The organism is Variovorax sp. 01N429 (genome assembly GCF_056399425.1).
The window spans coordinates 146,907-167,510 of the sequence record NZ_JBFTRG010000011.1 but is presented as its reverse complement, the minus strand read 5'-3'; the positions used below and the strand labels follow the sequence as shown (position 1 = coordinate 167,510).

Annotated in this window: 26 protein-coding genes; 15 read left to right on the top strand and 11 right to left on the bottom strand. The window is 62.9% G+C overall.

Translation table 11 applies throughout. The features are described 5' to 3' along the window. Nucleotides 1–36 precede the first annotated feature (36 nt). The gene (locus AC1DSF_RS20400; RefSeq protein WP_478125574.1) at nt 37–1,737 is read right to left on the bottom strand and encodes an OFA family MFS transporter; all 1,701 of its coding nucleotides are present in this window, start codon (nt 1,735–1,737) and stop codon (nt 37–39) included. A gap of 128 nt (nt 1,738–1,865) precedes the next feature. Next, nucleotides 1,866–2,957, bottom strand: coding sequence for an iron-sulfur cluster carrier protein ApbC (gene apbC, locus AC1DSF_RS20395; RefSeq protein WP_478125573.1), 1,092 nt, complete (start codon nt 2,955–2,957; stop codon nt 1,866–1,868). 112 nt (nt 2,958–3,069) lie between these two features. Here apbC and AC1DSF_RS20390 point away from each other — a divergent pair, with 112 nt between their 5' ends. Further along, nucleotides 3,070–4,296 carry a patatin-like phospholipase family protein gene (locus AC1DSF_RS20390; RefSeq protein WP_478183316.1) on the top strand — a complete coding sequence of 409 codons (1,227 nt, stop codon included), beginning with the start codon at nt 3,070–3,072 and terminating at the stop codon, nt 4,294–4,296. Between the two features lie 46 nt (nt 4,297–4,342). Here the strand turns inward: AC1DSF_RS20390 and AC1DSF_RS20385 are convergent, their stop codons facing one another. After that, entirely contained in the window at nt 4,343–4,816 is a 474-nt protein-coding gene (locus tag AC1DSF_RS20385) for a GNAT family N-acetyltransferase (protein ID WP_478145373.1), read from the bottom strand. A 95-nt stretch (nt 4,817–4,911) separates the two neighbouring features. On the opposite strand from AC1DSF_RS20385, the gene metG reads away from it, so the two are divergent. Beyond that, on the top strand, nt 4,912–6,993 hold the full coding sequence (gene metG, locus AC1DSF_RS20380; protein ID WP_478183315.1) for a methionine--tRNA ligase: 2,082 nt from the start codon (nt 4,912–4,914) through the stop codon (nt 6,991–6,993). 74 nt (nt 6,994–7,067) lie between these two features. Then, nucleotides 7,068–7,256: a hypothetical protein gene (locus AC1DSF_RS20375; RefSeq protein ID WP_478125841.1), complete on the top strand. Its 189-nt coding sequence runs from the start codon at nt 7,068–7,070 to the stop codon at nt 7,254–7,256. A gap of 21 nt (nt 7,257–7,277) precedes the next feature. On the opposite strand, the gene AC1DSF_RS20370 is transcribed toward AC1DSF_RS20375, so the two are convergent. Next, nucleotides 7,278–7,778, bottom strand: coding sequence for an outer membrane protein assembly factor BamE (locus tag AC1DSF_RS20370; protein WP_478183314.1), 501 nt, complete (start codon nt 7,776–7,778; stop codon nt 7,278–7,280). 53 nt (nt 7,779–7,831) lie between these two features. Continuing rightward, nucleotides 7,832–8,500: a hypothetical protein gene (locus tag AC1DSF_RS20365; RefSeq protein WP_478125568.1), complete on the bottom strand. Its 669-nt coding sequence runs from the start codon at nt 8,498–8,500 to the stop codon at nt 7,832–7,834. A gap of 133 nt (nt 8,501–8,633) precedes the next feature. Here AC1DSF_RS20365 and AC1DSF_RS20360 point away from each other — a divergent pair, with 133 nt between their 5' ends. Further along, the gene (locus AC1DSF_RS20360; protein ID WP_478145369.1) at nt 8,634–8,840 is read left to right on the top strand and encodes a DUF3460 family protein; all 207 of its coding nucleotides are present in this window, start codon (nt 8,634–8,636) and stop codon (nt 8,838–8,840) included. A gap of 126 nt (nt 8,841–8,966) precedes the next feature. Beyond that, on the top strand, nt 8,967–9,764 hold the full coding sequence (locus AC1DSF_RS20355) for a segregation and condensation protein A (RefSeq protein WP_478125840.1): 798 nt from the start codon (nt 8,967–8,969) through the stop codon (nt 9,762–9,764). Between the two features lie 12 nt (nt 9,765–9,776). On the opposite strand, the gene AC1DSF_RS20350 is transcribed toward AC1DSF_RS20355, so the two are convergent. The 4 genes from AC1DSF_RS20350 to AC1DSF_RS20335 form a co-directional block, all read right to left on the bottom strand. Then, nucleotides 9,777–10,778, bottom strand: a complete 1,002-nt coding sequence (locus AC1DSF_RS20350) for an NAD(P)H-dependent glycerol-3-phosphate dehydrogenase (protein WP_478125566.1) — start codon at nt 10,776–10,778, stop codon at nt 9,777–9,779. Between the two features lie 24 nt (nt 10,779–10,802). Further along, the gene (gene secB, locus AC1DSF_RS20345; RefSeq protein ID WP_478125565.1) at nt 10,803–11,267 is read right to left on the bottom strand and encodes a protein-export chaperone SecB; all 465 of its coding nucleotides are present in this window, start codon (nt 11,265–11,267) and stop codon (nt 10,803–10,805) included. A 99-nt stretch (nt 11,268–11,366) separates the two neighbouring features. Continuing rightward, nucleotides 11,367–11,627, bottom strand: coding sequence for a glutaredoxin 3 (grxC, locus tag AC1DSF_RS20340; protein WP_478125564.1), 261 nt, complete (start codon nt 11,625–11,627; stop codon nt 11,367–11,369). A gap of 20 nt (nt 11,628–11,647) precedes the next feature. Beyond that, complete coding sequence (locus AC1DSF_RS20335) at nt 11,648–12,055, bottom strand: rhodanese-like domain-containing protein (protein WP_478125563.1); 408 nt, start codon at nt 12,053–12,055, stop codon at nt 11,648–11,650. 72 nt (nt 12,056–12,127) lie between these two features. Between AC1DSF_RS20335 and gpmA the strand changes: the two genes are divergently transcribed. The 4 genes from gpmA to AC1DSF_RS20315 all read left to right on the top strand — a co-directional run bounded on the left by gpmA (nt 12,128) and on the right by AC1DSF_RS20315 (nt 15,829). After that, nucleotides 12,128–12,871 carry a 2,3-diphosphoglycerate-dependent phosphoglycerate mutase gene (gpmA, locus tag AC1DSF_RS20330; protein ID WP_478125562.1) on the top strand — a complete coding sequence of 248 codons (744 nt, stop codon included), beginning with the start codon at nt 12,128–12,130 and terminating at the stop codon, nt 12,869–12,871. A 99-nt stretch (nt 12,872–12,970) separates the two neighbouring features. Then, nucleotides 12,971–14,413 (top strand): S41 family peptidase, encoded by a 1,443-nt coding sequence (locus AC1DSF_RS20325; protein WP_478125561.1) that lies wholly within the window; start codon nt 12,971–12,973, stop codon nt 14,411–14,413. Between the two features lie 53 nt (nt 14,414–14,466). Next, nucleotides 14,467–15,225 carry a HesA/MoeB/ThiF family protein gene (locus AC1DSF_RS20320; RefSeq protein ID WP_478125560.1) on the top strand — a complete coding sequence of 253 codons (759 nt, stop codon included), beginning with the start codon at nt 14,467–14,469 and terminating at the stop codon, nt 15,223–15,225. Nucleotides 15,226–15,415: 190 nt separating this feature from the next. Continuing rightward, the gene (locus AC1DSF_RS20315; protein ID WP_478125559.1) at nt 15,416–15,829 is read left to right on the top strand and encodes a response regulator; all 414 of its coding nucleotides are present in this window, start codon (nt 15,416–15,418) and stop codon (nt 15,827–15,829) included. Nucleotides 15,830–16,058: 229 nt separating this feature from the next. Here AC1DSF_RS20315 and AC1DSF_RS20310 read toward each other — a convergent pair whose 3' ends face one another. Beyond that, nucleotides 16,059–16,691, bottom strand: coding sequence for a response regulator (locus AC1DSF_RS20310; RefSeq protein ID WP_478183313.1), 633 nt, complete (start codon nt 16,689–16,691; stop codon nt 16,059–16,061). Nucleotides 16,692–16,800: 109 nt separating this feature from the next. Between AC1DSF_RS20310 and AC1DSF_RS20305 the strand changes: the two genes are divergently transcribed. From AC1DSF_RS20305 to AC1DSF_RS20280, 6 genes are all read left to right on the top strand, one after another. Next, the gene (locus tag AC1DSF_RS20305) at nt 16,801–18,144 is read left to right on the top strand and encodes a CHASE3 domain-containing protein (protein WP_478125558.1); all 1,344 of its coding nucleotides are present in this window, start codon (nt 16,801–16,803) and stop codon (nt 18,142–18,144) included. Nucleotides 18,145–18,282: 138 nt separating this feature from the next. Beyond that, on the top strand, nt 18,283–18,447 hold the full coding sequence (locus AC1DSF_RS20300) for a DUF1328 domain-containing protein (protein WP_286602063.1): 165 nt from the start codon (nt 18,283–18,285) through the stop codon (nt 18,445–18,447). 53 nt (nt 18,448–18,500) lie between these two features. After that, nucleotides 18,501–18,875 carry a hypothetical protein gene (locus tag AC1DSF_RS20295; protein WP_478125557.1) on the top strand — a complete coding sequence of 125 codons (375 nt, stop codon included), beginning with the start codon at nt 18,501–18,503 and terminating at the stop codon, nt 18,873–18,875. A gap of 53 nt (nt 18,876–18,928) precedes the next feature. After that, the gene (locus tag AC1DSF_RS20290) at nt 18,929–19,309 is read left to right on the top strand and encodes a hypothetical protein (RefSeq protein WP_478125556.1); all 381 of its coding nucleotides are present in this window, start codon (nt 18,929–18,931) and stop codon (nt 19,307–19,309) included. Next, on the top strand, nt 19,299–19,766 hold the full coding sequence (locus AC1DSF_RS20285; RefSeq protein ID WP_478125555.1) for a hypothetical protein: 468 nt from the start codon (nt 19,299–19,301) through the stop codon (nt 19,764–19,766). Before AC1DSF_RS20290 ends, AC1DSF_RS20285 begins: the two co-directional genes overlap by 11 nt. Beyond that, nucleotides 19,763–20,311 carry a ferritin-like domain-containing protein gene (locus AC1DSF_RS20280; RefSeq protein ID WP_478125554.1) on the top strand — a complete coding sequence of 183 codons (549 nt, stop codon included), beginning with the start codon at nt 19,763–19,765 and terminating at the stop codon, nt 20,309–20,311. Before AC1DSF_RS20285 ends, AC1DSF_RS20280 begins: the two co-directional genes overlap by 4 nt. 89 nt (nt 20,312–20,400) lie before the next feature. Here AC1DSF_RS20280 and AC1DSF_RS20275 read toward each other — a convergent pair whose 3' ends face one another. Further along, entirely contained in the window at nt 20,401–20,598 is a 198-nt protein-coding gene (locus AC1DSF_RS20275) for a CsbD family protein (protein ID WP_478125553.1), read from the bottom strand. Nucleotides 20,599–20,604: the final 6 nt, after the last annotated feature.

Genomic DNA, 20,604 nt, shown 5'->3' with positions numbered 1-20,604 from the left:
GCGCCCGCTGTTGGCGCGGGCGCCGCTCCGCCAGCGTCAGGCGAAGAACTTCGCCGCGGCCAGCAGCGTGCGGTACACGCCCCAGGCCAGCGGAATACCCACCGCCAGCCAGGCCAGCCACACCACCATCGGGGTGACGGCGTCGTTGCTGCGCCCATTGGCTGCAGATCCCACCTCGGCGGCAAGCGCCTTTTCATGCGCGAGCTTCTTTTCGTGCGCGAGTTCTTCTTCGCTCATGAAGTACTTGTCGGCCACCGGCCGCACCAGCAGATTGCAGATCAGCCCGATCACGAGCATCCCCACGAGGATGTACATGGTCTGGTTGTAGACCTGCTCGCGCGGGATGCCGAGCCCCAACTGGTATTCGCGCATGTAGTTCACGACCACCGGGCCCAGGATGCCGGCCGTGGCCCAGGCAGTCAGCAGGCGACCGTGGATGGCACCGACCATCTGCGTGCCGAAAAGATCGGCGAGGTAAGCGGGCACCGTCGAGAAGCCGCCGCCGTACATCGAGACGATGATGCAGCAGGCGCCGACGAACAACAGCATGCTGCCATGGTTGGCAGAGGACGGAATGCTCCAGTAGAGCACCCCACCGAGCACGAAGAACACGGTGTAGGTCAGCTTGCGGCCGAGCTTGTCCGAAAGACTCGCCCAGAAGAAGCGCCCGCCAATATTGAAGAGCGACAGCAGCGCCGCAAATCCGCCTGCGACCGCGGCGATCGCCGCGAGTTGAGTCTTGTCAAGTTCGCCGAATCTTTTGGCGACGCCGATCAGGTGGCCGCCGAACACTTCCTGCAGCATCGGGCTGGCCATGCCGATCACGCCGATGCCCGCGCTCACGTTCATCGTCAGCACCATCCACACGAGCCAGAACTGCGGGATACCCCACACCTTCTTCACGTGGACGTGGCGCTGCGTGATCATCGCGTTCTCGGCACGCGCCACCGGCGGGGTCCAGCCTTTGGGCTTCCAGCCGGTCGGCGGCACTCGGTAGCCGAATGCGCCGCCCATCATGAAGACGAAATACACGATCGCCATGACGACGAAGGCCTGCATCACGCCGACGTCGGTCGGGCTGGAGAAATTCTTCATCAGGTCCACAGCCAGCGGCGAACCGATCATCGCGCCACCGCCGAAGCCCATGATCGCCATGCCGGTCGCCATGCCGCGGCGGTCAGGGAACCACTTGATGAGCGTGCTCACCGGCGAGATGTAGCCGAGCCCAAGGCCGATACCGCCGATCACGCCCGAGCCGATGATCATCAGCCAGAACTGGTGCAGGTAGATGCCAAGGGCGGACAGGAGCATGCCGCCGCACCAGCAAACTGCCGACACGACTCCAGCCTTGCGCGGACCCGCGCGTTCGAGCCAGCCGCCCCACAGCGCTGCCGAGCAGCCCAGGAAGACGAAGAAGAGCGTGTACATCCAGCCCAGGGTGGCAATGCGCCAGTCACAGCCGGTGGCGAACAGCTCGGCGAAGAAGCTCATGTCCTTGGGACAGGACTGGGCGCCCGTGCCCGCAGCCGACAGCGCCTTCGACAGCGGCAGCCAGAACACCGAAAAGCCATAGGCCATGCCGATGCAGAGGTGGATGGCCAATGCCGCGGGCGGGACGAGCCAGCGGTTGAAGCCGGCCCCCGCGATGATTCGTTCCTTGTCGAGAATTCCCGGCCGCGCGCCGGGATTGCCAGTGATTGCGTCTCCGTCGAAGACGCCCGCGTTGGAAGCTGCCATTTAACTCTTCTCCTGTTATGTGGGAGCGCCCGCAAGGGAGCTGCCGGAGTTTGAGCTATTGTTACAAGACGTCAAATAGGTGTTGTCCTACATGTCAAAAAAACAACTTCCGCCTCCGCAGCGCCGAGTCAGGTGTCCTTGCTGACCGTGATCGTCGGGAACTTGGCCGAGAAATCCTTTGCCTTTTCGGCGATGCCTACCGCCACCCGACGGGCGACGGCCTTGTAGATACCGGCCACTTCGCCGTCCGGGTCGGCCACGACGGTCGGCTTGCCGCTGTCGGCCTGCAGGCGGATGTTGATGTCCAGTGGCAGCGCGCCCAGGTAGTCCATCTTGTACTCCTCCGCCATCTTCCGGCCGCCCTCGGCGCCGAAGATGTGCTCCACGTGTCCGCAGTTGGAACACACGTGCACGGCCATGTTTTCGACGATGCCGAGGATCGGCACGCCGACCTTCTCGAACATCTTGATCCCCTTCTTCGCGTCGAGCAGCGCGATGTCCTGCGGCGTGGTGACGATGACCGCACCCGTCATCGGCACCCGCTGCGAAAGCGTGAGCTGGATGTCGCCAGTACCGGGCGGCATGTCGACGATGAGGTAGTCGAGGTCCTTCCAGTTCGTCTGCCGAAGCAGTTGCTCCAGTGCCTGCGTGGCCATCGGCCCCCGCCAGATCATGGCTTGGTCCTGATCGACGAGAAAGCCGATCGACATGACCTGCACGCCATGGTTTTCGAGCGGCTCCATGGTCTTGCCGTCCGCGCTGTCAGGCCGGCGATCGATGCCGAGCATCATGGGTTGACTCGGTCCGTAGATGTCGGCATCGAGCAGACCGACCTTCGCACCTTCGGCCGCCAGCGCGAGCGCCAGATTGGCCGCCGTGGTGCTCTTGCCGACGCCGCCCTTGCCTGACGCCACCGCGACGATGTTCTTCACATTGGGCATCAGCTGCACACCGCGCTGCACTGCGTGACTGACGACGTTGGTGGTGATGTTGACGGACACGTTCTCCACGCCCGGGACCGTCTTCGCAGCCGCGATGAAGGATTTGCGCAAGTCCGGTATCTGACTCTTTGCCGGATAACCCAGTTCGATGTCGAAGGCGACGTCTCCGCCGTTGAGCTGAAGGTTCTTCAAGCCCTTGCCGCTGACGAAATCCTTGCCCGTATTGGGATCGAGGACGGACCTGAGCGCGTTCGTGACCGCCTCTTGTGTAACTGCCATGGATAACTCCTGAATGGCAGCTAGTCTAGTGCGCCGCTGACCAGGCATTCCGGCGGCAAATCGCTTGACCCTACGCCCGAAGGCAAAGGCCGGGTACGCTCGGGCGCGTCACATGCCATCTGTCCGGACCGCATCTCCCTCCCGTTCTCCGCCCGTCACCGGCCTCGTGCTGACCGGCGGCGGCGCTCGCGCCGCCTACCAGGTCGGCGTGCTTCAGGCCTTGGTGAAGCTTCGACGCAACGCCGCTGTACCGGGGAGGGCGAACCCCTTTCCGATCATCACCGGCACGTCCGCAGGCGCGATCAACGCGGCCGCACTGGCCTCGGGCGCCGATGACTTCGACGCCACGGTGCACAAGATCGCACACGTGTGGGCCAGGCTCAAGCCGGCACAGATCTACCGGACGGACGCCCTTACGGGCTTGCGCAGCGATGCACCTTGGGCGCGATTGCTTTCGGCAGGCTGGCTGATCGCACGCTGGCGACGCAGCGGCCTGCGCTCGCTGCTCGACAACGCGCCGCTGCGGGAGCTCCTGGAGCAACTCGTCTCGCTCGAAAGACTGCCTGAGCTGATGTCGCAGGGAAATCTTGACGCGCTGGCGGTCACGGCGTCCAGCTACAGCTCGGGCGAGCACGTGACGTTCTACCAGGCGGGTCCGCACCAGTTGCCCTGGGTCCGGTCCAAGCGGCAAGCGGTACCGGCGCAGATCACGCACGAACATCTGCTGGCCTCGTCGGCAATCCCGTTCCTGTTCCCGGCAACGGCCTTGCAAGCCGGAAAGCACACCGAGTATTTCGGCGATGGCTCCATGCGGCAGTCCGCACCGCTGGCCGCAGCCATTCATCTGGGCGCACGGCGCATCCTCGCCGTCGGGGCCGGCCGGATGCAGGAACCCGACCACGTGCTGGCGCCCAACGCACTGACCGGCTATCCGTCACTGGCACAAATCGCCGGCCACGCGCTTTCCAGCATCTTTCTCGACTCGCTCACCGCGGACGTGGAACGCCTTCGACGCATCAATGCGACCCTTGCGCTGATCCCGCCCGAAGCGCGTCGCGGCACGGCACTCCAGCCGGTCGAACTGCTGTTGATCGCCCCGTCGCAGCGCGTCGACCTTATTGCTGCGAAGCATGCCCATGCACTGCCCGCCTCGGTGCGCAGCCTGCTCGGCCAACCCGCGGTGCCGGCCGCGACAACGGATCTCAAGGGCTCGGCACTTGCCAGCTACCTGCTCTTCGAATCGGCTTTTACGCGGGAACTGATGGCGCTCGGGCGCAAGGACACGCTCGAGCAGCGTGACGCCGTGCGGGCTTTCATGGGATGGGGCCGCGCCGCGTAGTGCATGAAGCAGCACCGTTTGCTCGATCGTTTGCCCGATCGTTTGCTCAAGGCGCTGGCTCAGGACCAAGCCGCTTGACCATGCGCACCGCGTCCTCCACATCCTCGTAATAGCCGGGGCTGGATCCGTACTCCGTGAATCCGTGCCGACGATAGAACGATTTCGCGGCGGCGTTGCCGGCCCTGGCTTCGAGGCGGATCGTGTGGATGCCCGCAATGGCCGCGGTCGCTTCGAGCCAACTCAGCAATGCGCTGCCCAAGCCGGCGCGGCGCTGCGAACCTTCGACCGCGAAGAGCACGATGTGCGCATCGTCGTCGCCATATTGCATGATCGCGAAGCCGAGCAGGACCCCGCCACGCCGGGCCACCACCACGTTGGTCGCCGGATCGCGAATGGCGCGCAGCACGCGCCGGTGTGTCCAGCGCCACGAAAGGCCGCGTTCGATCGCGTCGCGCGACAACGCGGCGATGTCCGAAGCGTCGGACGCGTGGGCGAGGGTGATTTCGTAGGCGGCAATCACTGGAACTGCTTCTGGCCGGGTTTTGCGGGGAAGACTATAGCCCCGCCACCTAAAATGCCCGGTCCTCTCTCCCTCGTCCCGAAAGCGCCCCCGCGATGTCTCAGCGCAAACTCTTCGTCACCACCGCCCTGCCGTATGCCAATGGCAAGTTCCACGTCGGCCACATCATGGAATACATCCAGGCCGACATCTGGGTGCGCTTCCAGCGCATGCAGGGGCACATGGTGCACTTCGTGGGTGCCGACGATGCGCACGGCGCGCCCATCATGATCGCGGCCGAGAAAGCCGGCAAGACGCCTCAGGAGTTCGTCGGCGAGATTGCCGCCGGGCGCAAGGAATACCTCGACGGCTTCCACATCCGCTTCGACAACTGGCACTCCACCGACAGCACCGAGAACACCGAACTCGCGCAAGGCATCTACAGGAAGCTGAAGGCGGGCGGCATGATTGCCACCCGCACCATCGAGCAGTTCTACGATCCGGTCAAGGGCATGTTCCTGCCCGACCGCTACATCAAGGGCGAATGCCCCGTCTGCCATGCCAAGGACCAGTACGGCGACGCCTGCGAGGTTTGCAGCAGCGTCTATTCACCGACAGAGCTGATTAACCCGTACTCGACCCTGACTGGCGCGACGCCCGAGCTGCGCAGCTCAGAGCACTTCTTCTTCAAGCTTTCAGACCCGAAAGTCGTCGACTTCCTCAAGACCTGGACGCAGGACGGCAAGCTGCAGCCTGAAATGGCGCGCAAGGCCGGTGAATGGTTCGAGGCCGGTATGGCCGACTGGGACATCTCGCGCGAAGCACCCTACTTCGGCATCGAGATCCCCGACGCGCCCGGCAAGTACTTCTACGTGTGGCTCGATGCGCCGGTCGGCTATCTCGCCAGTCTCAAGAACCACTTCGACAAAGGGCAAGCCGCCAACCACTGGCATGAACCCTCGCGCACCCTGCTGAGCTTCGACGACTTCGTGGCCGATCCAGCGGTGGAACAGGTGCATTTCATCGGCAAGGACATCGTGTACTTTCATACTTTGTTCTGGCCCGCGATGCTGCAGTTCAGCGGCCGCAAGACGCCGAGCCAAGTCAACGTGCATGGCTTCATCACCGTGTCCGGAGAGAAGATGAGCAAGAGCCGCGGCACAGGCATCGATCCGCTCAAGTACCTCTCGATCGGCATGAACCCCGAATGGCTTCGCTACTACATCGCGGCCAAGCTCAACGCCAAAGTGGAAGACGTCGACTTCAACCCCGACGATTTCATGGCTCGCGTCAACGCAGACCTCATCGGCAAGTACATCAACATCGCGAGCCGGGCAGCCGGCTTCATCACCAAGCGATTCGGTGGCAAGCTGGGTGCGATTTCGGCGGACGGTGCGGCGCTTCTGTCGGCACTGCAGTCGGCTTCCACGCAGATGCAGGCGCTTTACGACGGTCGCGACTACGCGCGAGCCCTGCGCGAAATCATGCTGCTGGCCGACAAGGTCAACGAATACGTCGATCAGAACAAGCCATGGGAGCTCGCCAAGAAAGAAGGCATGGATGCCCGCCTGCACGACGTGTGCACTACATGCATCGAGGCGTTCCGCTTGCTCACGATCTATCTGAAGCCGGTGCTGCCGACGCTCGCGGCGCAGGTCGAGGCTTTCCTGGGCACGGCGCCGTTGTTGTCCGCCGACGCGGCCACGTTGCTGGGTTCGGGACACGCCATCAATGACTACAAGCACCTCATGCAACGGGTGGACACAAAGCAGCTCGACCAGCTCTTCGAGCCGCCGGAGCCCGTCGCCGAAGCCGCTGCCGAAGCCACCGAGCTGCCGGGCGGTGAAGGCATTGCACCGACCATCACCATCGATGACTTTGCCAAGATAGATCTGCGCATCGCAAAAATCGTGGCTTGCCAGAAGGTGGAGGGATCGACCAAGCTGTTGCACCTGACGCTCGACGCTGGCGAAGGCAAGACGCGCAATGTCTTCTCGGGCATTGCGTCGGCCTACGAGCCGGAGCAACTCGTCGGCAAGCTCACCGTGCTGGTCGCTAATCTCGCACCGCGCAAGATGAAGTTCGGCATTTCCGAAGGCATGGTGCTGGCGGCCAGCCACGCGAACGAGAAAGCGTCTGCCGGCATCTACGTGCTCGAACCATGGCCGGGAGCAACACCAGGAATGCGAGTCAGATGATGCAAACCTCCACGCAAGCAGCTCCGCGAGGCCGGCTCCGCGATGCCTCTCGAATTTCGCTACTGGCCGCTGCGATGGCCTGCGCGCTCGTACTCCAAGGCTGCGCGGTCGCAGGTGCCGCAGTCAGCGTCACCAGCACCGCCGTGAGCGTCGGCGCCGGCGCCGTGGGACTCGCGGCCGATGCTGCGATCGGGACGGCCCACATCGCTGGCAAAGCCGTCGGCGCCGCAGCCGATGCGGTGTTGCCCGACGACTCCAAATAAAGGAACAAGGGCTCTGCGAGCCTAGTTCGCCTCGGTCGTGCGGTCGGGCGATGAGCCCGCGCTCACCACTCGCTGGTCGTCATTGAGCGTGGCAGTGAACACCATGGGCGAATTCGGGGGCTGAACCCAGCGCCATTCCCATTCGGTCTGATTCTTGAGCGGATAGGGCGTGCGCTTGGCAGGCTTGCCCAGCAATTTGCGCAGGTCTTCCATCGGCATGCCGGGCCGCACCTTGGAGAAGTTTTCCGGCGTGAGCACCTGGCGCAAGGCGCTCATCTTGCCGTCAGGGCCAATGGTGATCATGTAATTCTTCTGTCCCTGCGGCTGGCGGTTGTATTCGAACACTCTCCCCTGGGGCGTGTCCCAGATGTTCTCGGGCTGGCCGAAACGAGCGCGCACGTCGGCTTCGGTGGACACGCCCTCCTCCAGCTCGCTGATGCGCTTCGAATCACAGCCGATCAGCCACAGCGCGGCACCCAGCAGCAGCACGGCCAATGCGGGGCGGATGACTTGTTGCTCCATACCCTCCTCGGGACTTCAGATCGAAGCGGCCAGTCTATCCGCCGGCCCCGTGCTCAGTTCGCCGCGAAGCAATAAAGCAGACCGCCCCCGCCGGTCTTCTGCAGCGCCTCGAGGCTGCAGCCCTGAGTGGGATGCGACGAGTTCCAGGACTTCATTGGAGGGCTCTCGTTGAGGCCCATGCGGTCGTGGTGGCCGACGATGGCCGAGCCGTCACCGCTCTTGGTCCAGTTGCCGCATGTCGTGTCTTTGGCATCGTTGATGGCGCGACCGTCGGGCGACGAGCCAGTCAGCATGTCGTGCAGGTTCACGGCGTCGCCGCGGCCGCTGATCATCTGGCCCTTTTCTGTCAGAGCCGTCTGCTTGCTGATTTTGTTCACGCTGTGCAACTCGTCGAGGTTGTTGGCAACTGTCTCTCCCTTCGCGTTGACCCACGGGCCGTTGCCGATGCGGTCGCGCGCATTCACGGCGGGACTGCCGGGCGTTGCGATCGTGCTCAGATAAGCCCGCCACGTGCGGCCCCCTGCACCGACGCCAGCGGCGAGGCTCTGGCAGTAGCGGTCGGCGCCCGCAAGTCCGCCAAAATCACCACCCTTGCCTGGGTTCACGCTGGTGACGAAGAAACTCATCTTGCTTTGCGGCGTTGGGGGACTGCTCGTGCTGCATGCCACCAGCAGTGCGGCGGCGGCAGTCGTGGCGAGAATCATCGAGTAACGGCGCTTCATCGGCAGTCTCCTTGGGTGGATGGAGCCGCCACGCTAGCGCACGCGGCTTGCGCGTTCAATGCGGAATCCACCCGGTTTCCAAAGCATGTCCGGCCCCAGCCAGTAAAATCCGCGCCCAAAGGTCCTTATTGCCATGTCCATCTTCGCCCGCCCCCACTACACGTCCGAAATCACCAACTTCATCGACCAGATGAAGGAAAAGAAGCCGACGCTGGAGGCCGAACAGCGCGCCGGCCGCGCCCTTCTCTGGGACAAGCACCTCGACCGCGGCCTGCTCGAGCAATACAGCGAAGCCAACGTTCCGCAACAGCCCTACGTCTATCAGACGCAAGTCAAGTAAGTGACCATTCGGGCCATTCCGGGCTCCGGCGCCCGCCGGCAAGGTGATGGCTCCGAAGCGGACAGCACCGTCGGCTCGGGGCAGGACGAAATCATTGCCGACGACGGTGCCGCCACCGTGGCATCGATGCCGGAGGTGGTCGACCAGGTAGCGCTCGCCCGGCTTTACGGCGAACCGCTGTTTGCCCTCCCGAACGACCTCTACATCCCGCCCGAGGCCCTGCAGGTCTTCCTCGAAGCCTTCGAAGGCCCGCTCGATCTGCTGCTCTATCTCATTCGCAAGCAGAACTTCAACATTCTCGACATCCCCATGGCGGGGCTGACGCGTCAGTACCTCAGCTACGTCGACGAAATCCGCCAGACCAATCTCGAACTCGCTGCCGAATACCTGCTCATGGCAGCGATGCTGATCGAGATCAAGTCACGCATGCTGCTGCCGCCCAAGAAGAGCGCGGACGGCGAAGAAGCCGAGGACCCACGCGCCGAACTGGTTCGCCGCCTGCTCGAATACGAACAGACCAAGCTCCAGGCGGCCTCGCTCAGCGCAATGCCGCAAGCCGGGCGCGACTTCTGGAAAGCGCAGGTCTACATCGAGCAATCGCTCAAACCACGATTTCCCGACGTGAACGTCGTCGACCTCCGCGAAGCCTGGGCCGACATCCTCAAGCGCGCAAAGCTGGTGCAGCACCACAAGATTTCGCGCGAAGAACTGAGCGTTCGCGAGCACATGAGTATCGTGCTGCGCCATCTGCAAGGGCGCAGGTTCGTCGAATTCGAAACCTTGTTCGACGTCACGCGTGGTACTTCGGTGCTGGTCGTGACCTTCATCGCGATGCTCGAGTTGGCCAAGGAAACGCTCATCGAGATCACCCAGGCCGAAGCCTTTGCGCCTATTTACGTGCGGCTCGCCTACTCTCCGACCTGATCGCTCGTGAGCTCAGGCGGATTCGACGCCCGGCTCGCGACCCATGAGTTCAGCAACCGCTTCGGCCGGCCGGACGAGCCCGTCGAGCACCGCGACGACGCTGTCTGAAATGGGCATCTCCAAGCCCAGATGCCGCGCACGCTGCACGACCGTGCGAGCGCAATAGACGCCCTCGGCCACATGCCCAAGCGAATCGACGGCCTCTTCCAATGACCGCCCCTGTGCAAGCAACAGGCCGACCTTGCGATTGCGCGAGAGGTCGCCGGTCGCCGTGAGGACAAGATCGCCAAGACCTGAGAGACCCATGAATGTATCGAGCCGCGCGCCCAGCGCGATGCCGAAGCGCGTCATTTCCGCAAGTCCCCGCGTGATGAGCGCGGCGCGCGCGTTCAGGCCAAGGGCGAGACCATCAGCAAGGCCGGTCGCGATGGCCAGCACGTTCTTGACGGCGCCTCCGACTTCGACGCCGACGATGTCGTCATTCGCGTAGACACGCAATGAAGGGCCGTGAAAAGCATCGACCAGCGCATCGCGCAGTTGCGCATGCGTGCTGGCGGCGACCAGGGCGGTGGGCCTGCCTTCCGCCACTTCCATTGCAAAGCTCGGGCCGCTCAGGACGCCCGCAACCAGTCCAGGCGCGACTCTGGCCTGTATTTCGTGGGCGAGAAGGCCTTCCTCGCCGGAATCCGCCACGGCGGGTTCGACGCCTTTGGACAGCCATGCGACCGGAGAGGCGAGTGCGCGCAACATGTGAAGCTGCTCGCGCAACGCAGCCATGGGGGTAGCGACGATGACAAGGTCCGATCCCTTGACCGCTGCGAGCGGATCCCCCGCATGGATCGCGAGGGATGGAGAAAGCGCAATGCCCGGCAGGTATCGCGCGTTTTCACGCGTTGCCACCATGGACTGCACCTGCGCGTCATCACGGGCCCAGAGAGTGACCGCATGCCGACCGGATGCATTGACCGCCAGCGCCGTACCCCAGGCACCGGCTCCGAGCACGCAGATTTTCATCGGCGGCGACGGGCGCTGCCCGGATTACTGCGCGAGAGTGGGCGCGCCCTGGGCGGCTGCCTGGGCTTGCTGCTGTTCGAACATCGCCTGGAAGTTGACTTCGGCGAGGTGCACGGGCGGGAAGCCGCCGCGCTGGATGATGTCTGCGACGTTGCCGCGCAGATAAGGGTAGACGATTTGCGGGCAGGCAATGCCGAGGATCGGGCCCATCTGGTCTTCAGGCAGATTGCGGATCTCGAAGATGCCGGCCTGCTTGGCCTCGACCAGGAACACCGTCTTCTCGCCGATCTTGGTCTGCACGGTTGCCGACACGACGATCTCGAAAATGCCGTCAGCCACGGGCTGCGCGTCGATCCCGAGCTGGATGTCGACGGTGGGTTGCTGCTGTTCGAGCAGGATGGCCGGCGAGTTGGGTTGTTCGAGCGACACGTCTTTCAGGTAGACGCGCTGGATCTGAAAAACGGGGTCTTGGGCTTGCTGGTCGGCCATGGCTGAACTTTCTAGGGTCAAAACAACGCCCGCCTCGGGAATCTCCCGGAGCGGGCTTCTGGATGTAGCCGGGGATTATCGCCCGCGCGCGATGCGAATTCAGGCGCCCTGAAGCAGGGGGATCAGACCGCCGCGGCCATCGAGCGCGATGAGATCATCGCACCCGCCGACGTGGGTGTCGCCGATGAAAATCTGCGGCACGGTGCGGCGCTGCGTGATGTCCAGCATCGTGGCGCGCGCTTGTGGATCGCTGTCGATGCGGATCTCTTCGATCTGCTCCACGCCCTTGGATTTGAGGATTTGCTTCGCTCGGATGCAGTAGGGGCATACGGCGGTGGTGTACATCTTTACGGCTTGCATCGGAAATATCTCTGGAGTAATCAGGCCTTTTCAAGCGGCAGATTAGCGTCTTTCCAGGACTTGAGTCCGCCCGCCACCGCTTGGGCCTGCTCATAACCCAGCTTCTTGGCGGTTGCCACTGCGCGCTGAGCGCGGGCGCCCGTCGCGCACACGAGCAACAACGGCAATGATTTGTTCTTGACCGCCGACTGAAGCTTTTGCTCCAGCTGGCCCAGAGGCACGTTCTTTGCGCCAGTGACATGGCCAGCCGCGAACTCCTCCGGCTCGCGAACGTCGACCACCACTGCACGCTCGCGGTTGATAAGCTGGACTGCGCCCTGTGCCGTCAGCGAGCCGGCATTGGCGCCGCGCACCATCGGCCAGGCGAGCATGCCGCCCGAGCTGAGCGCAATCAGGATCAACATCCAGTTGTCGACGATGAATTTCACGATGTTCCTTGAGTGGCAAACCCCGGATTTTAGAATGTCGGGTTTCCGCACGTGTTCCCAAAGGCCTCCCCCATGCACAAACTGGTACTGATCCGCCACGGCGAATCGACCTGGAATCTCGAAAACCGCTTCACCGGCTGGACCGACGTCGACCTCACGCCCACCGGCATCGAACAGGCCAAGCTGGCCGGTCGGCTGCTCAAGGCGGAAGGCTATGACTTCGACGTGGCCTACACCAGCGTTCTCAAGCGCGCCACGCGCACGCTCTGGCACACGTTGGATGAGCTGGACCGGACCTGGCTGCCGGTGGTGCATTCGTGGCGCCTCAACGAACGCCACTACGGCGGACTGCAAGGCCTGAACAAGGCGGAAACGGCCAAGAAGTATGGTGACGAACAGGTCCTGGTCTGGCGCCGGAGCTACAGCACCCCCCCGCCGCCACTCGAGCCGAACGATCCACGCAGCGAACGCAGCGACGTGCGCTATGCAAAACTGGCCCCCGAGCAAATCCCACTGACCGAATGCCTGAAAGACACCGTCGCTCGAGTGCTCCCCTTCTGGAACGAATCCATGGCGCCTGCAATTCGCGCCGGACGGCGGCTTGTCGTTGCGGCGCACGGCAATTCCATCCGGGCGTTGGTCAAATACCTCGACGGAATCTCCGACGACGCGATCGTCGGGCTCAACATTCCGAACGGGATTCCACTTGTGTACGAGCTGAACGACGAACTCAAGCCGATGCGCCACTACTATCTCGGCGATCCCGAGGCGGCTGAGAAAGCCGTTGCAGCTGTGGCCGCGCAAGGCAAGGGCTGACAAAGTCCGAAATAGATTGAAGGGATTCACGGAACCCCGGCACACAACCAGCTTCCAAGCTGTGTATATTGGTTTGACAGGCGACAAGGACTCTTACACATGGGCCAGAAATTGAAAATCACCGGCTGGGTTGCCGCGGGCGCCTTTGCCGGCGCGCTGACCACGGTCTCGTTGCAAACCGTTGCACGCGGCTCCCTGGCTCCCCTGCCTCTGGAAGAACTGCAGCAGCTCGCTGCCGTCTTCGGAATGGTCAAGAGCGATTACGTCGAGCCGGTCGACGAAAAGAAGCTCATTTCGGATGCGATTTCAGGGATGGTGGCGGGGCTCGATCCGCACTCCCAATACTTCGACAAGAAGTCTTTCAAGGAATTTCGCGAAGGCACCACGGGCCGATTCGTCGGTGTCGGCATCGAGATTTCGCAGGAAGACGGCCTGATCAAGGTCGTCTCTCCGATCGAGGGTTCACCGGCTTTCCGGGCCGGCCTCAAGCCGAACGACCTGATCACCAAAATCGACGACACCGCCGTGCGCGGGCTGTCGCTCAACGATGCCGTCAAGCGCATGCGTGGCGAGGCCAACACCAAGGTCCTGCTCACGATCTTCCGAAAGGACGAGAACCGCACCTTCCCCGTGACGATCACGCGCGAAGAAATCCGCACGCAATCGGTGCGAGGCAAGGTGATGGAGCCCGGCTACGCGTGGATCCGCTTGTCGCAGTTCCAGGAGCGCACGGTCGACGATTTCGTCAAGAAGATCGAGGAAATCTACAAGCAGGAGCCCAATCTCAAGGGCATGGTGCTCGACTTGCGCAACGATCCAGGTGGGCTCCTCGATGCCGCAGTCGCCATTTCCAGCGCCTTTCTGCCTGAGAACGTCACCGTTGTCTCCACCGATGGCCAGCTGGCTGAAAGCAAGGCCGTTTACAAGGCGGCGCCCGAGTTCTACCAGCGTCGTGCAGGCAGCGACCCACTGCGCGGACTTCCGGCAGGACTGAAGACCGTGCCGCTCGTGGTGCTCGTCAACGAAGGCTCGGCGTCCGCCAGCGAAATCGTTGCGGGTGCTTTGCAGGACCACAAGCGTGCGACAGTCATGGGCAGCCAGACTTTCGGCAAAGGATCGGTGCAAACCGTGCGGCCGCTCGGTCCGGACACCGGCCTGAAGATCACGACGGCTCGCTATTACACGCCGAGCGGCACCTCTATCCAGGCGAAAGGCATCGTGCCGAACGTGCTCATCGACGAAAGCGCGGAAGGCAGCCCCTACGCCGCGTTGCGCATGCGTGAGGCCGACCTCGAGAAGCATCTGGCGAGCGGCCAGGGACCCGAGGCCAAGGACCCCGAGCGCGAGAAGGCTCGGGACGAGGCTCGCAAGCGTCTCGAGGAAGAGGCCAAGAAGCCGCCGCAGGATCGCAAGGTGCCTGAGTTCGGCTCGGACAAGGACTTCCCGTTGATCCAGGCGTTCAATCGCCTCAAGGGTCAGCCTGTGGTCGCGAGCAAAACCCAGGTGATCGTCGAAAACAAGGAAGAGAAGAAGGAAAACTGATCCCCACGGCGGGCTCCGCCAAGGAGCCTTTGCCGCGGCGATCCGAGAAGCGCATGGAAGACCACGACCTCCTGCGCTATTCGCGCCACATCCTGCTTGAAGAATTCGGCATTGACGGCCAAGCGCGCGTCAGTGCGTCGCACGCGCTGGTCATTGGGGCCGGGGGGCTCGGCTCTCCGGCCCTTCTCTATTTGGCGGCGGCGGGAGTCGGTCGTATCACGCTGGTCGACGATGACGACCTCGACCTGACGAATCTGCAGCGCCAGGTCGCCCATACCACCGCGCGGGTCGGCGTGCCCAAGGTCGATTCAGCCGCTGAAGCGATGCGCGCCATCAATCCCGACATCTCTATCGACACACACAAGCTGCGCGCAGACGACGAACTCCTGGCGCAATGGGTTCCGACGGCCGATGTCGTGATCGATTGCAGCGACAACTTCAGCACTCGCCACGCGGTCAATCGCGCCTGCGTGACGCACGGAAGGCCCCTGGTCGCTGGCGCGGCCATCCGCTTCGATGGGCAGCTCAGCGTTTATGACACGCGCGACCCGGCCTCTCCATGCTATGCATGCCTGTTTCCGCCAGACGCCGAATTCGAGGAAACGCGTTGCGCCGTGCTGGGTGTCTTTGCGCCGGTCGTGGGCACCATCGGCACCTTGCAAGCCAGTGAGGCGCTGAAACTGCTTGCCGGTATCGGTCCTTCGCTTGCCGGCAGCCTGCTGATGTTCGATGGCCGCCGGTCGAGCTTTGACACGCTTCGCGTTGTACGCGATCCGGGCTGCACGGTATGCGGTCACCGGGCGAGCACTTGACTCCCTAGCTGCCCAACCGCCGAACTGGCTTGGCGTCAAGACGGCCGCCGCCGCGTAAGAACAGGCCTACACATGCAGGCCGCGTAACCCTGCATCATCGCCGCCAACAAAAAAGATAACATTTGGCGGGCGGCTTTCCTTGGGGGCAAGCATTGCGTCGCATGGCTCGCCAAGGGAGCAAGTGGTTCTCATGGACCCAAGATTGAAAACCTATATCGTCGAAGACAACGTCACCATCCGAGAGAATCTTGTCGGCACTCTGGAGGAACTCACGTGCATTTCGGCCATCGGCTTCGCGGAAACCGAGGCTGACGCGAGTCAATGGCTGAGTCAGAACCCCGACGCATGGGAGCTGGCGATCGTCGATCTTTTTCTCAAGCAGGGAAGCGGTCTGGGAGTCCTGCAGACATGCATGTCCCGCCGCCCGCACCAACGAGTCGTAGTGCTCAGCAACTACGCAACTCCTGATATCCGAAAACGCTGCGCCCAGTTCGGAGTAGATGCAGTCTTCGACAAGTCCAACGAAATCGACGCCCTCATCGATTTCTGCGTAGAACAAGCCGCCTCCCGCCCCCGTCAATCCACAAAGATCAGCCCCAACTAAACGGAAGTCCCTCCGAGTGCGAGGGCGAGCGCCAGAAACACCGCGGAACCGGCTTAGCCGGGCCGCCGGTGTTGCCCCCGGCAGGGGGTAGGCGAAGCGACACGAAGTGCGCGAAGCCTGGGGGGCGAGCAACAGGAACACCGCGGAACCGGCTTAGCCGGGCCGCCGGTGTTGCCCCCGGTAGGGGGTAGGCGAAGCGACACGAAGTGCGCGCAGCCTGGGGGCGAGCTCAATCAATGAGCTTGTTCTTCAAAGCGTAATACGTGAGATCGCTGTTCGAAGACAGGTTCATCTTCTCCATCAAACGGGTTCGGTACGTACTCACTGTCTTGACCGACAACGACAGCGTCTTGRCGATGTCGCCCGCTGTCTCGCCCTTGGCAAGCTTCAGGAACACCTGGAATTCGCGCTCCGAGAGTTGCTCATGAGGCGCAGCGTCGTCCTTGCGATCGAGTTGGCGCGCCAGCAATTCGGCCACGGCCGGCGTGATGTAACGGCGGCCCAGCGAAATGGTGCGAATCGCGTTCACGATCTCGATCGGATCGCACTCCTTGTTGAGATAACCGCTCGCACCCTGACGGATGAGATTCATCGCATAGTGTTCTTCGGGGTACCCGCTCAGGATGAGGATGCCCACGTCGGGCGCCTTGGCGCGAATCATCGCCAGCGCATCGATGCCGCTTTGACCTGGCATCGACAGGTCCATCACGAGCACGTCCAACTCTGTCGTGCGCACGAGTTCGATGGCCTCGCGGCCACTGGCTGCTTCCCCCACCACACGCAGGTCAACGTGCTCGGAAAAGAACTGCCGCAAGCCGGACCGCACGATGGCATGGTCGTCCACAATTCCGATCTTGATCATCTGTTACCTTCGCCGTTGTATGACGGCCTTTTCTGCGCCGCAACCTGTCGACCCCTTGTCGACTTCAATTATTCCCGAATTTGGGACGTAGGCATCTGTCGGAGACCTCATGCGCTGGTTAGCTTTCCCGAAGATGGCCCTGAGCCTGACGCTCGCCACGCTGGCGGCGCTTGCGCTGGTCAGCATCAACGAGGCGAGCTATCGCCAATCCCACCGGGCGCTCGTCGAAGTGGGCGATGCGCAGCGCGCGCGCATGGTGCTCAACCTGATGCTACAGAACATCCTCGATGCAGAAACGGGCCAGCGGGGCTATTTGTTGACCGGCGAGGCGCGCTATCGCGAGCCTTACGACCAGGCAGTCAAGCAAGTTGACGGCCACCTGGCCACGCTGCAGAGCCTTTATGCCCGGCGGCCGGTTCAACTCGCACAGCTGGGCCAGCTCGCCAAGCACGTTTCGCGAAAGCTCGCTGAAATGGACATGAGCGTCCGCCTGCGGGAAAGCGGCAACGAAGATGCATGGAAATTCGTGATCACCACCGATGTAGGCCGCGAGGAAATGGACGCCATCCGCAACCAGGTCCGCCAGCTCGTTGCGGTCAGCAGCGACGAGCTTGCGCGCGGGCAGCTCCAGATCGCAAGCTCCTTGCGATTCGCACGCATCGGCATCGGCATCGTCGCGCTCGCAGGGCTCATCGCCTTTTATCTGTACCTGAGGCAGACGCATGCGCTGCGCTCTGTCGGCGAGCTCCAGCAATTGGCGCTCGAACGCGAACGCAACGCATTGGAGGGAGAGGTCCGCGAGCGCACCGCGACCCTCGCGGAGCTCGCCACCCATTTGCAGCAGGTGCGCGAGACCGAGCGCGGCTATCTGGCGCGCGAACTGCACGACGAGCTGGGTTCGCTGCTGACGGCTGCCAAGCTCGATGTCGCCCGCCTGAAATCCCGGCTTGCCGATTCTCCCGATGCCACACAGCGCCTACAGCATCTGAACGACCTGCTCAACAGCGGCATCGCGCTCAAGCGCCGGATCATTGAAGACCTGAGGCCTTCATCGCTGGCCAACCTCGGTCTGGTCGCATCGCTCGAGATTCTCGGACGGGAGTTCGCGGAACGCTCGAACATGGAGATCGAGATGGTGCTCGAACCCGCCACCCTGGACGAAGCGAACGAGCTCACGGTGTATCGGATGGTGCAGGAAAGCCTCACCAATATCGGCAAGTACGCGCAGGCGAGCGAGGCCAGCATCGTGATGAAGAACTACGGCAATCATGTCGTGGTCGAGGTCACCGATAACGGCAAGGGCTTCGATCCGCAGCGCAACGGCCCGACGAGTCATGGCCTTCAAGGCATGCGGCACAGGGTGGAAGCTGCCAAGGGCAAGCTCACCGTCACCTCCAAACCGGGCGAGGGAACGCGCCTGAGCGCGGTGCTTCCGTCGGCTCCGGCCCGTTAGCCAGGCGCGCCATTGCAGCGCGCTTTTTCATTCGACCCTCTCCTACGCCCCTCAGCCGTGGCTGCTGACAGGGGTGAGGTCAGCGGCCACTTAACGTTGAATCCACATCAACGAGACCGTTCTCGGAAGGAGTTCAGCATGTTGCATTACGCAGTCGTGTTCCTCGTCATTGCATTGATTGCCGCCCTCTTCGGGTTCGGCGGCATCGCGGCAAGCGCCGTGGGTATCGCGAAGATTCTCTTCGTGATCTTCCTGATCCTCGCCCTCGCAAGTTTCATCGCAGGCTTGATACGACGCGGGTAGCGTCGTTACGATGAGCGGGCTCTCGCAATAACTCTTCTGGAAGGAATATTTTCATGAACACGAACGTGAAGTCACCCGGTCAACTGGCAGAGGATGCTCGCCAGACTGCGAGCGACGCCGTCGACTCGACGCGCGCCTATGCACAAAACGCCGTGAACGCCGCCGGGGAGAAGGTTCGTGACCTGCGCCGCGACGCGGAGCCGGCGGTCGAACAACTTGCCGCGCGGGTGCAGCAGGCAGTCCAGCGTGGGCTCGACGCAGCTTCGACCACGAGCGCTCGCGCGCAGCGGCGACTCGAAGAAGCCGCTGACGTCACCGGCAAATACATCGCAGACCAACCCGTTCGCTCCGTACTCGTGGCTGCCGCAGCAGGCGCCGCAATCACGGCTTTGATCGTGTTGGCAAGCCGCCGCCGGGACGACTACTGACCTGAGCCGTTTCTTCATCGGCTCTCAGCGAGCCCTTCAACCCGCCTGGCACCATGCTTCATCCCATTTATTCCACGGTGCTAGGGCATCCGGAGTTGATCGCTGATCACCTTGCAAACTACGGCGCCCTGCTTCGGCAAGAGACCGAGGAAGCGAGCCGAGACCTGATCACCCGAACGGTTGCGGGCGTGCTGGCCGCTGTGAGCGCCATGCTGGCCCTGGGCCTGATCGGCATCGCCTTCATGCTGGGGTTCTTGCACGGCAGCTTTCACTGGGTGCTCGCCGTCGTGCCCGGCGTTGCGGTGCTGATTGCCATCGTGCTGGCGGTCGTCGCCGCGCGACCCCGCGAATTCCATGCGTTTTCGGATCTGCGGGCGCAAGTCGATGCCGACCTGCATGCGCTCCATCTGGCAGGAGAGCGCCATGAGTACTAGCGCCATGGGCACTGAGCGGGACCAACTCACGCCCCAGCAACGCTTGGCACTTTCGCGTCGCGCGCTGATGGCGCAACTGCAGGGCGAAGAGCCGTACCCGGACGAAATGGATGTGGGCGCCGTGCCGCAGCTCAGTCACAGCGATGATGAAACCAGGAGTCAGCCTTTCAGCTGGGCGGCAGTGGCTGGCAACGTGGTTCGGCGATGGTGGCGCAGGCACCCGGCGAACGCGGCCGGTCAGCTCGCATTGCCCTTGCTCGAACGCTATGCCCGCGAAGAGCCGGCAAAGCTGGTCGCTGCAGCAGCCGCCACGGGGGCACTGGTGGTGCTCGTCAAGCCTTGGCGGCTGCTCTCCATCACCGCCGTGCTGGCGGCCGTCCTCAAGACATCGGACGTGGCCGACCTGGTCACTACGCTCATGAAGAAAACCACGAACCCACGAAAGGATGCACCATGAACACTGCTGTCGAAGAACGCCCGAATCGCCTGGTGCTCGACCAATCGGCCATCGACGCGGCGGCCTCCCAGAGCCTCGATGATGGCGCCGTCACGCCCAGCTACGGGCCATGGCGCGACGATATCGTCAAGCTCTTGAACGACGCTCTGGCGACGGAGTTGGTCTGTGTGCTGCGTTACAAGCGCCACTATTTCACTGCCACGGGTGAAGCATCGCCGCCGATCGCGGACGAGTTCCTCGTTCACGCCAACGAAGAGTCGGCGCACGCAGACAGGATCGCCGAGCGCATCGTGCAACTTGGCGGAGAGCCGGACTTCAACCCCCGTTCATTGCTCGAGCGCAGCCATGCCCAATACGATGAAGCGCTGGACCTGCAGGCGATGGTGCGCGCCAACCTCGTTGCCGAGCGAATCGCCGTGGAGACCTATCGCCAGATGATCGTGCTCATCGGCGACAAGGACCCAACGACCCGCCGCATGCTCGAAGAAATCCTCTCGGACGAGGAAGAGCACGCCGATGAGCTGAGGGATTGGCTCGACCGCTGAACATGGGGCTTTCTTCCGACCATCAAAAAACCCGGCAGCTGCCGGGTTTTTGATGGTCTTTCGATGGTCGACAGGGCGTCCGGATCGACTCAGATCTTGTCCGGATCTTGACGCACAGCGTCCTTCACTTGTTCCTTGGTATCGCCATAGGTCTTCTGCACCTTGCCTGCGGCCTGGTCGACAGCACCTTCAGTCTGCATCTTTTCACTTCCGACGACCTTGCCGGCACCTTCCTTGAGCTTGCCCTTGGCTTCCTCGACACGGCCTGCCACTTGATCCTTGTTCATACAGAA

Coding starts and splice junctions, on each gene's coding strand:
- AC1DSF_RS20400 (WP_478125574.1), bottom strand. CDS start 1,737: ATGGCAGCTTCCAACGCGGGCGTCTTCGACGGAGACGCAATCACTGGC.
- apbC (WP_478125573.1), bottom strand. CDS start 2,957: ATGGCAGTTACACAAGAGGCGGTCACGAACGCGCTCAGGTCCGTCCTC.
- AC1DSF_RS20390 (WP_478183316.1), top strand. CDS start 3,070: ATGCCATCTGTCCGGACCGCATCTCCCTCCCGTTCTCCGCCCGTCACC.
- metG (WP_478183315.1), top strand. CDS start 4,912: ATGTCTCAGCGCAAACTCTTCGTCACCACCGCCCTGCCGTATGCCAAT.
- AC1DSF_RS20375 (WP_478125841.1), top strand. CDS start 7,068: ATGGCCTGCGCGCTCGTACTCCAAGGCTGCGCGGTCGCAGGTGCCGCA.
- AC1DSF_RS20370 (WP_478183314.1), bottom strand. CDS start 7,778: ATGGAGCAACAAGTCATCCGCCCCGCATTGGCCGTGCTGCTGCTGGGT.
- AC1DSF_RS20365 (WP_478125568.1), bottom strand. CDS start 8,500: ATGAAGCGCCGTTACTCGATGATTCTCGCCACGACTGCCGCCGCCGCA.
- AC1DSF_RS20360 (WP_478145369.1), top strand. CDS start 8,634: ATGTCCATCTTCGCCCGCCCCCACTACACGTCCGAAATCACCAACTTC.
- AC1DSF_RS20355 (WP_478125840.1), top strand. CDS start 8,967: ATGCCGGAGGTGGTCGACCAGGTAGCGCTCGCCCGGCTTTACGGCGAA.
- AC1DSF_RS20350 (WP_478125566.1), bottom strand. CDS start 10,778: ATGAAAATCTGCGTGCTCGGAGCCGGTGCCTGGGGTACGGCGCTGGCG.
- secB (WP_478125565.1), bottom strand. CDS start 11,267: ATGGCCGACCAGCAAGCCCAAGACCCCGTTTTTCAGATCCAGCGCGTC.
- grxC (WP_478125564.1), bottom strand. CDS start 11,627: ATGCAAGCCGTAAAGATGTACACCACCGCCGTATGCCCCTACTGCATC.
- gpmA (WP_478125562.1), top strand. CDS start 12,128: ATGCACAAACTGGTACTGATCCGCCACGGCGAATCGACCTGGAATCTC.
- AC1DSF_RS20325 (WP_478125561.1), top strand. CDS start 12,971: ATGGGCCAGAAATTGAAAATCACCGGCTGGGTTGCCGCGGGCGCCTTT.
- AC1DSF_RS20320 (WP_478125560.1), top strand. CDS start 14,467: ATGGAAGACCACGACCTCCTGCGCTATTCGCGCCACATCCTGCTTGAA.
- AC1DSF_RS20315 (WP_478125559.1), top strand. CDS start 15,416: ATGGACCCAAGATTGAAAACCTATATCGTCGAAGACAACGTCACCATC.
- AC1DSF_RS20305 (WP_478125558.1), top strand. CDS start 16,801: ATGCGCTGGTTAGCTTTCCCGAAGATGGCCCTGAGCCTGACGCTCGCC.
- AC1DSF_RS20300 (WP_286602063.1), top strand. CDS start 18,283: ATGTTGCATTACGCAGTCGTGTTCCTCGTCATTGCATTGATTGCCGCC.
- AC1DSF_RS20295 (WP_478125557.1), top strand. CDS start 18,501: ATGAACACGAACGTGAAGTCACCCGGTCAACTGGCAGAGGATGCTCGC.
- AC1DSF_RS20290 (WP_478125556.1), top strand. CDS start 18,929: ATGCTTCATCCCATTTATTCCACGGTGCTAGGGCATCCGGAGTTGATC.
- AC1DSF_RS20285 (WP_478125555.1), top strand. CDS start 19,299: ATGAGTACTAGCGCCATGGGCACTGAGCGGGACCAACTCACGCCCCAG.
- AC1DSF_RS20280 (WP_478125554.1), top strand. CDS start 19,763: ATGAACACTGCTGTCGAAGAACGCCCGAATCGCCTGGTGCTCGACCAA.
- AC1DSF_RS20275 (WP_478125553.1), bottom strand. CDS start 20,598: ATGAACAAGGATCAAGTGGCAGGCCGTGTCGAGGAAGCCAAGGGCAAG.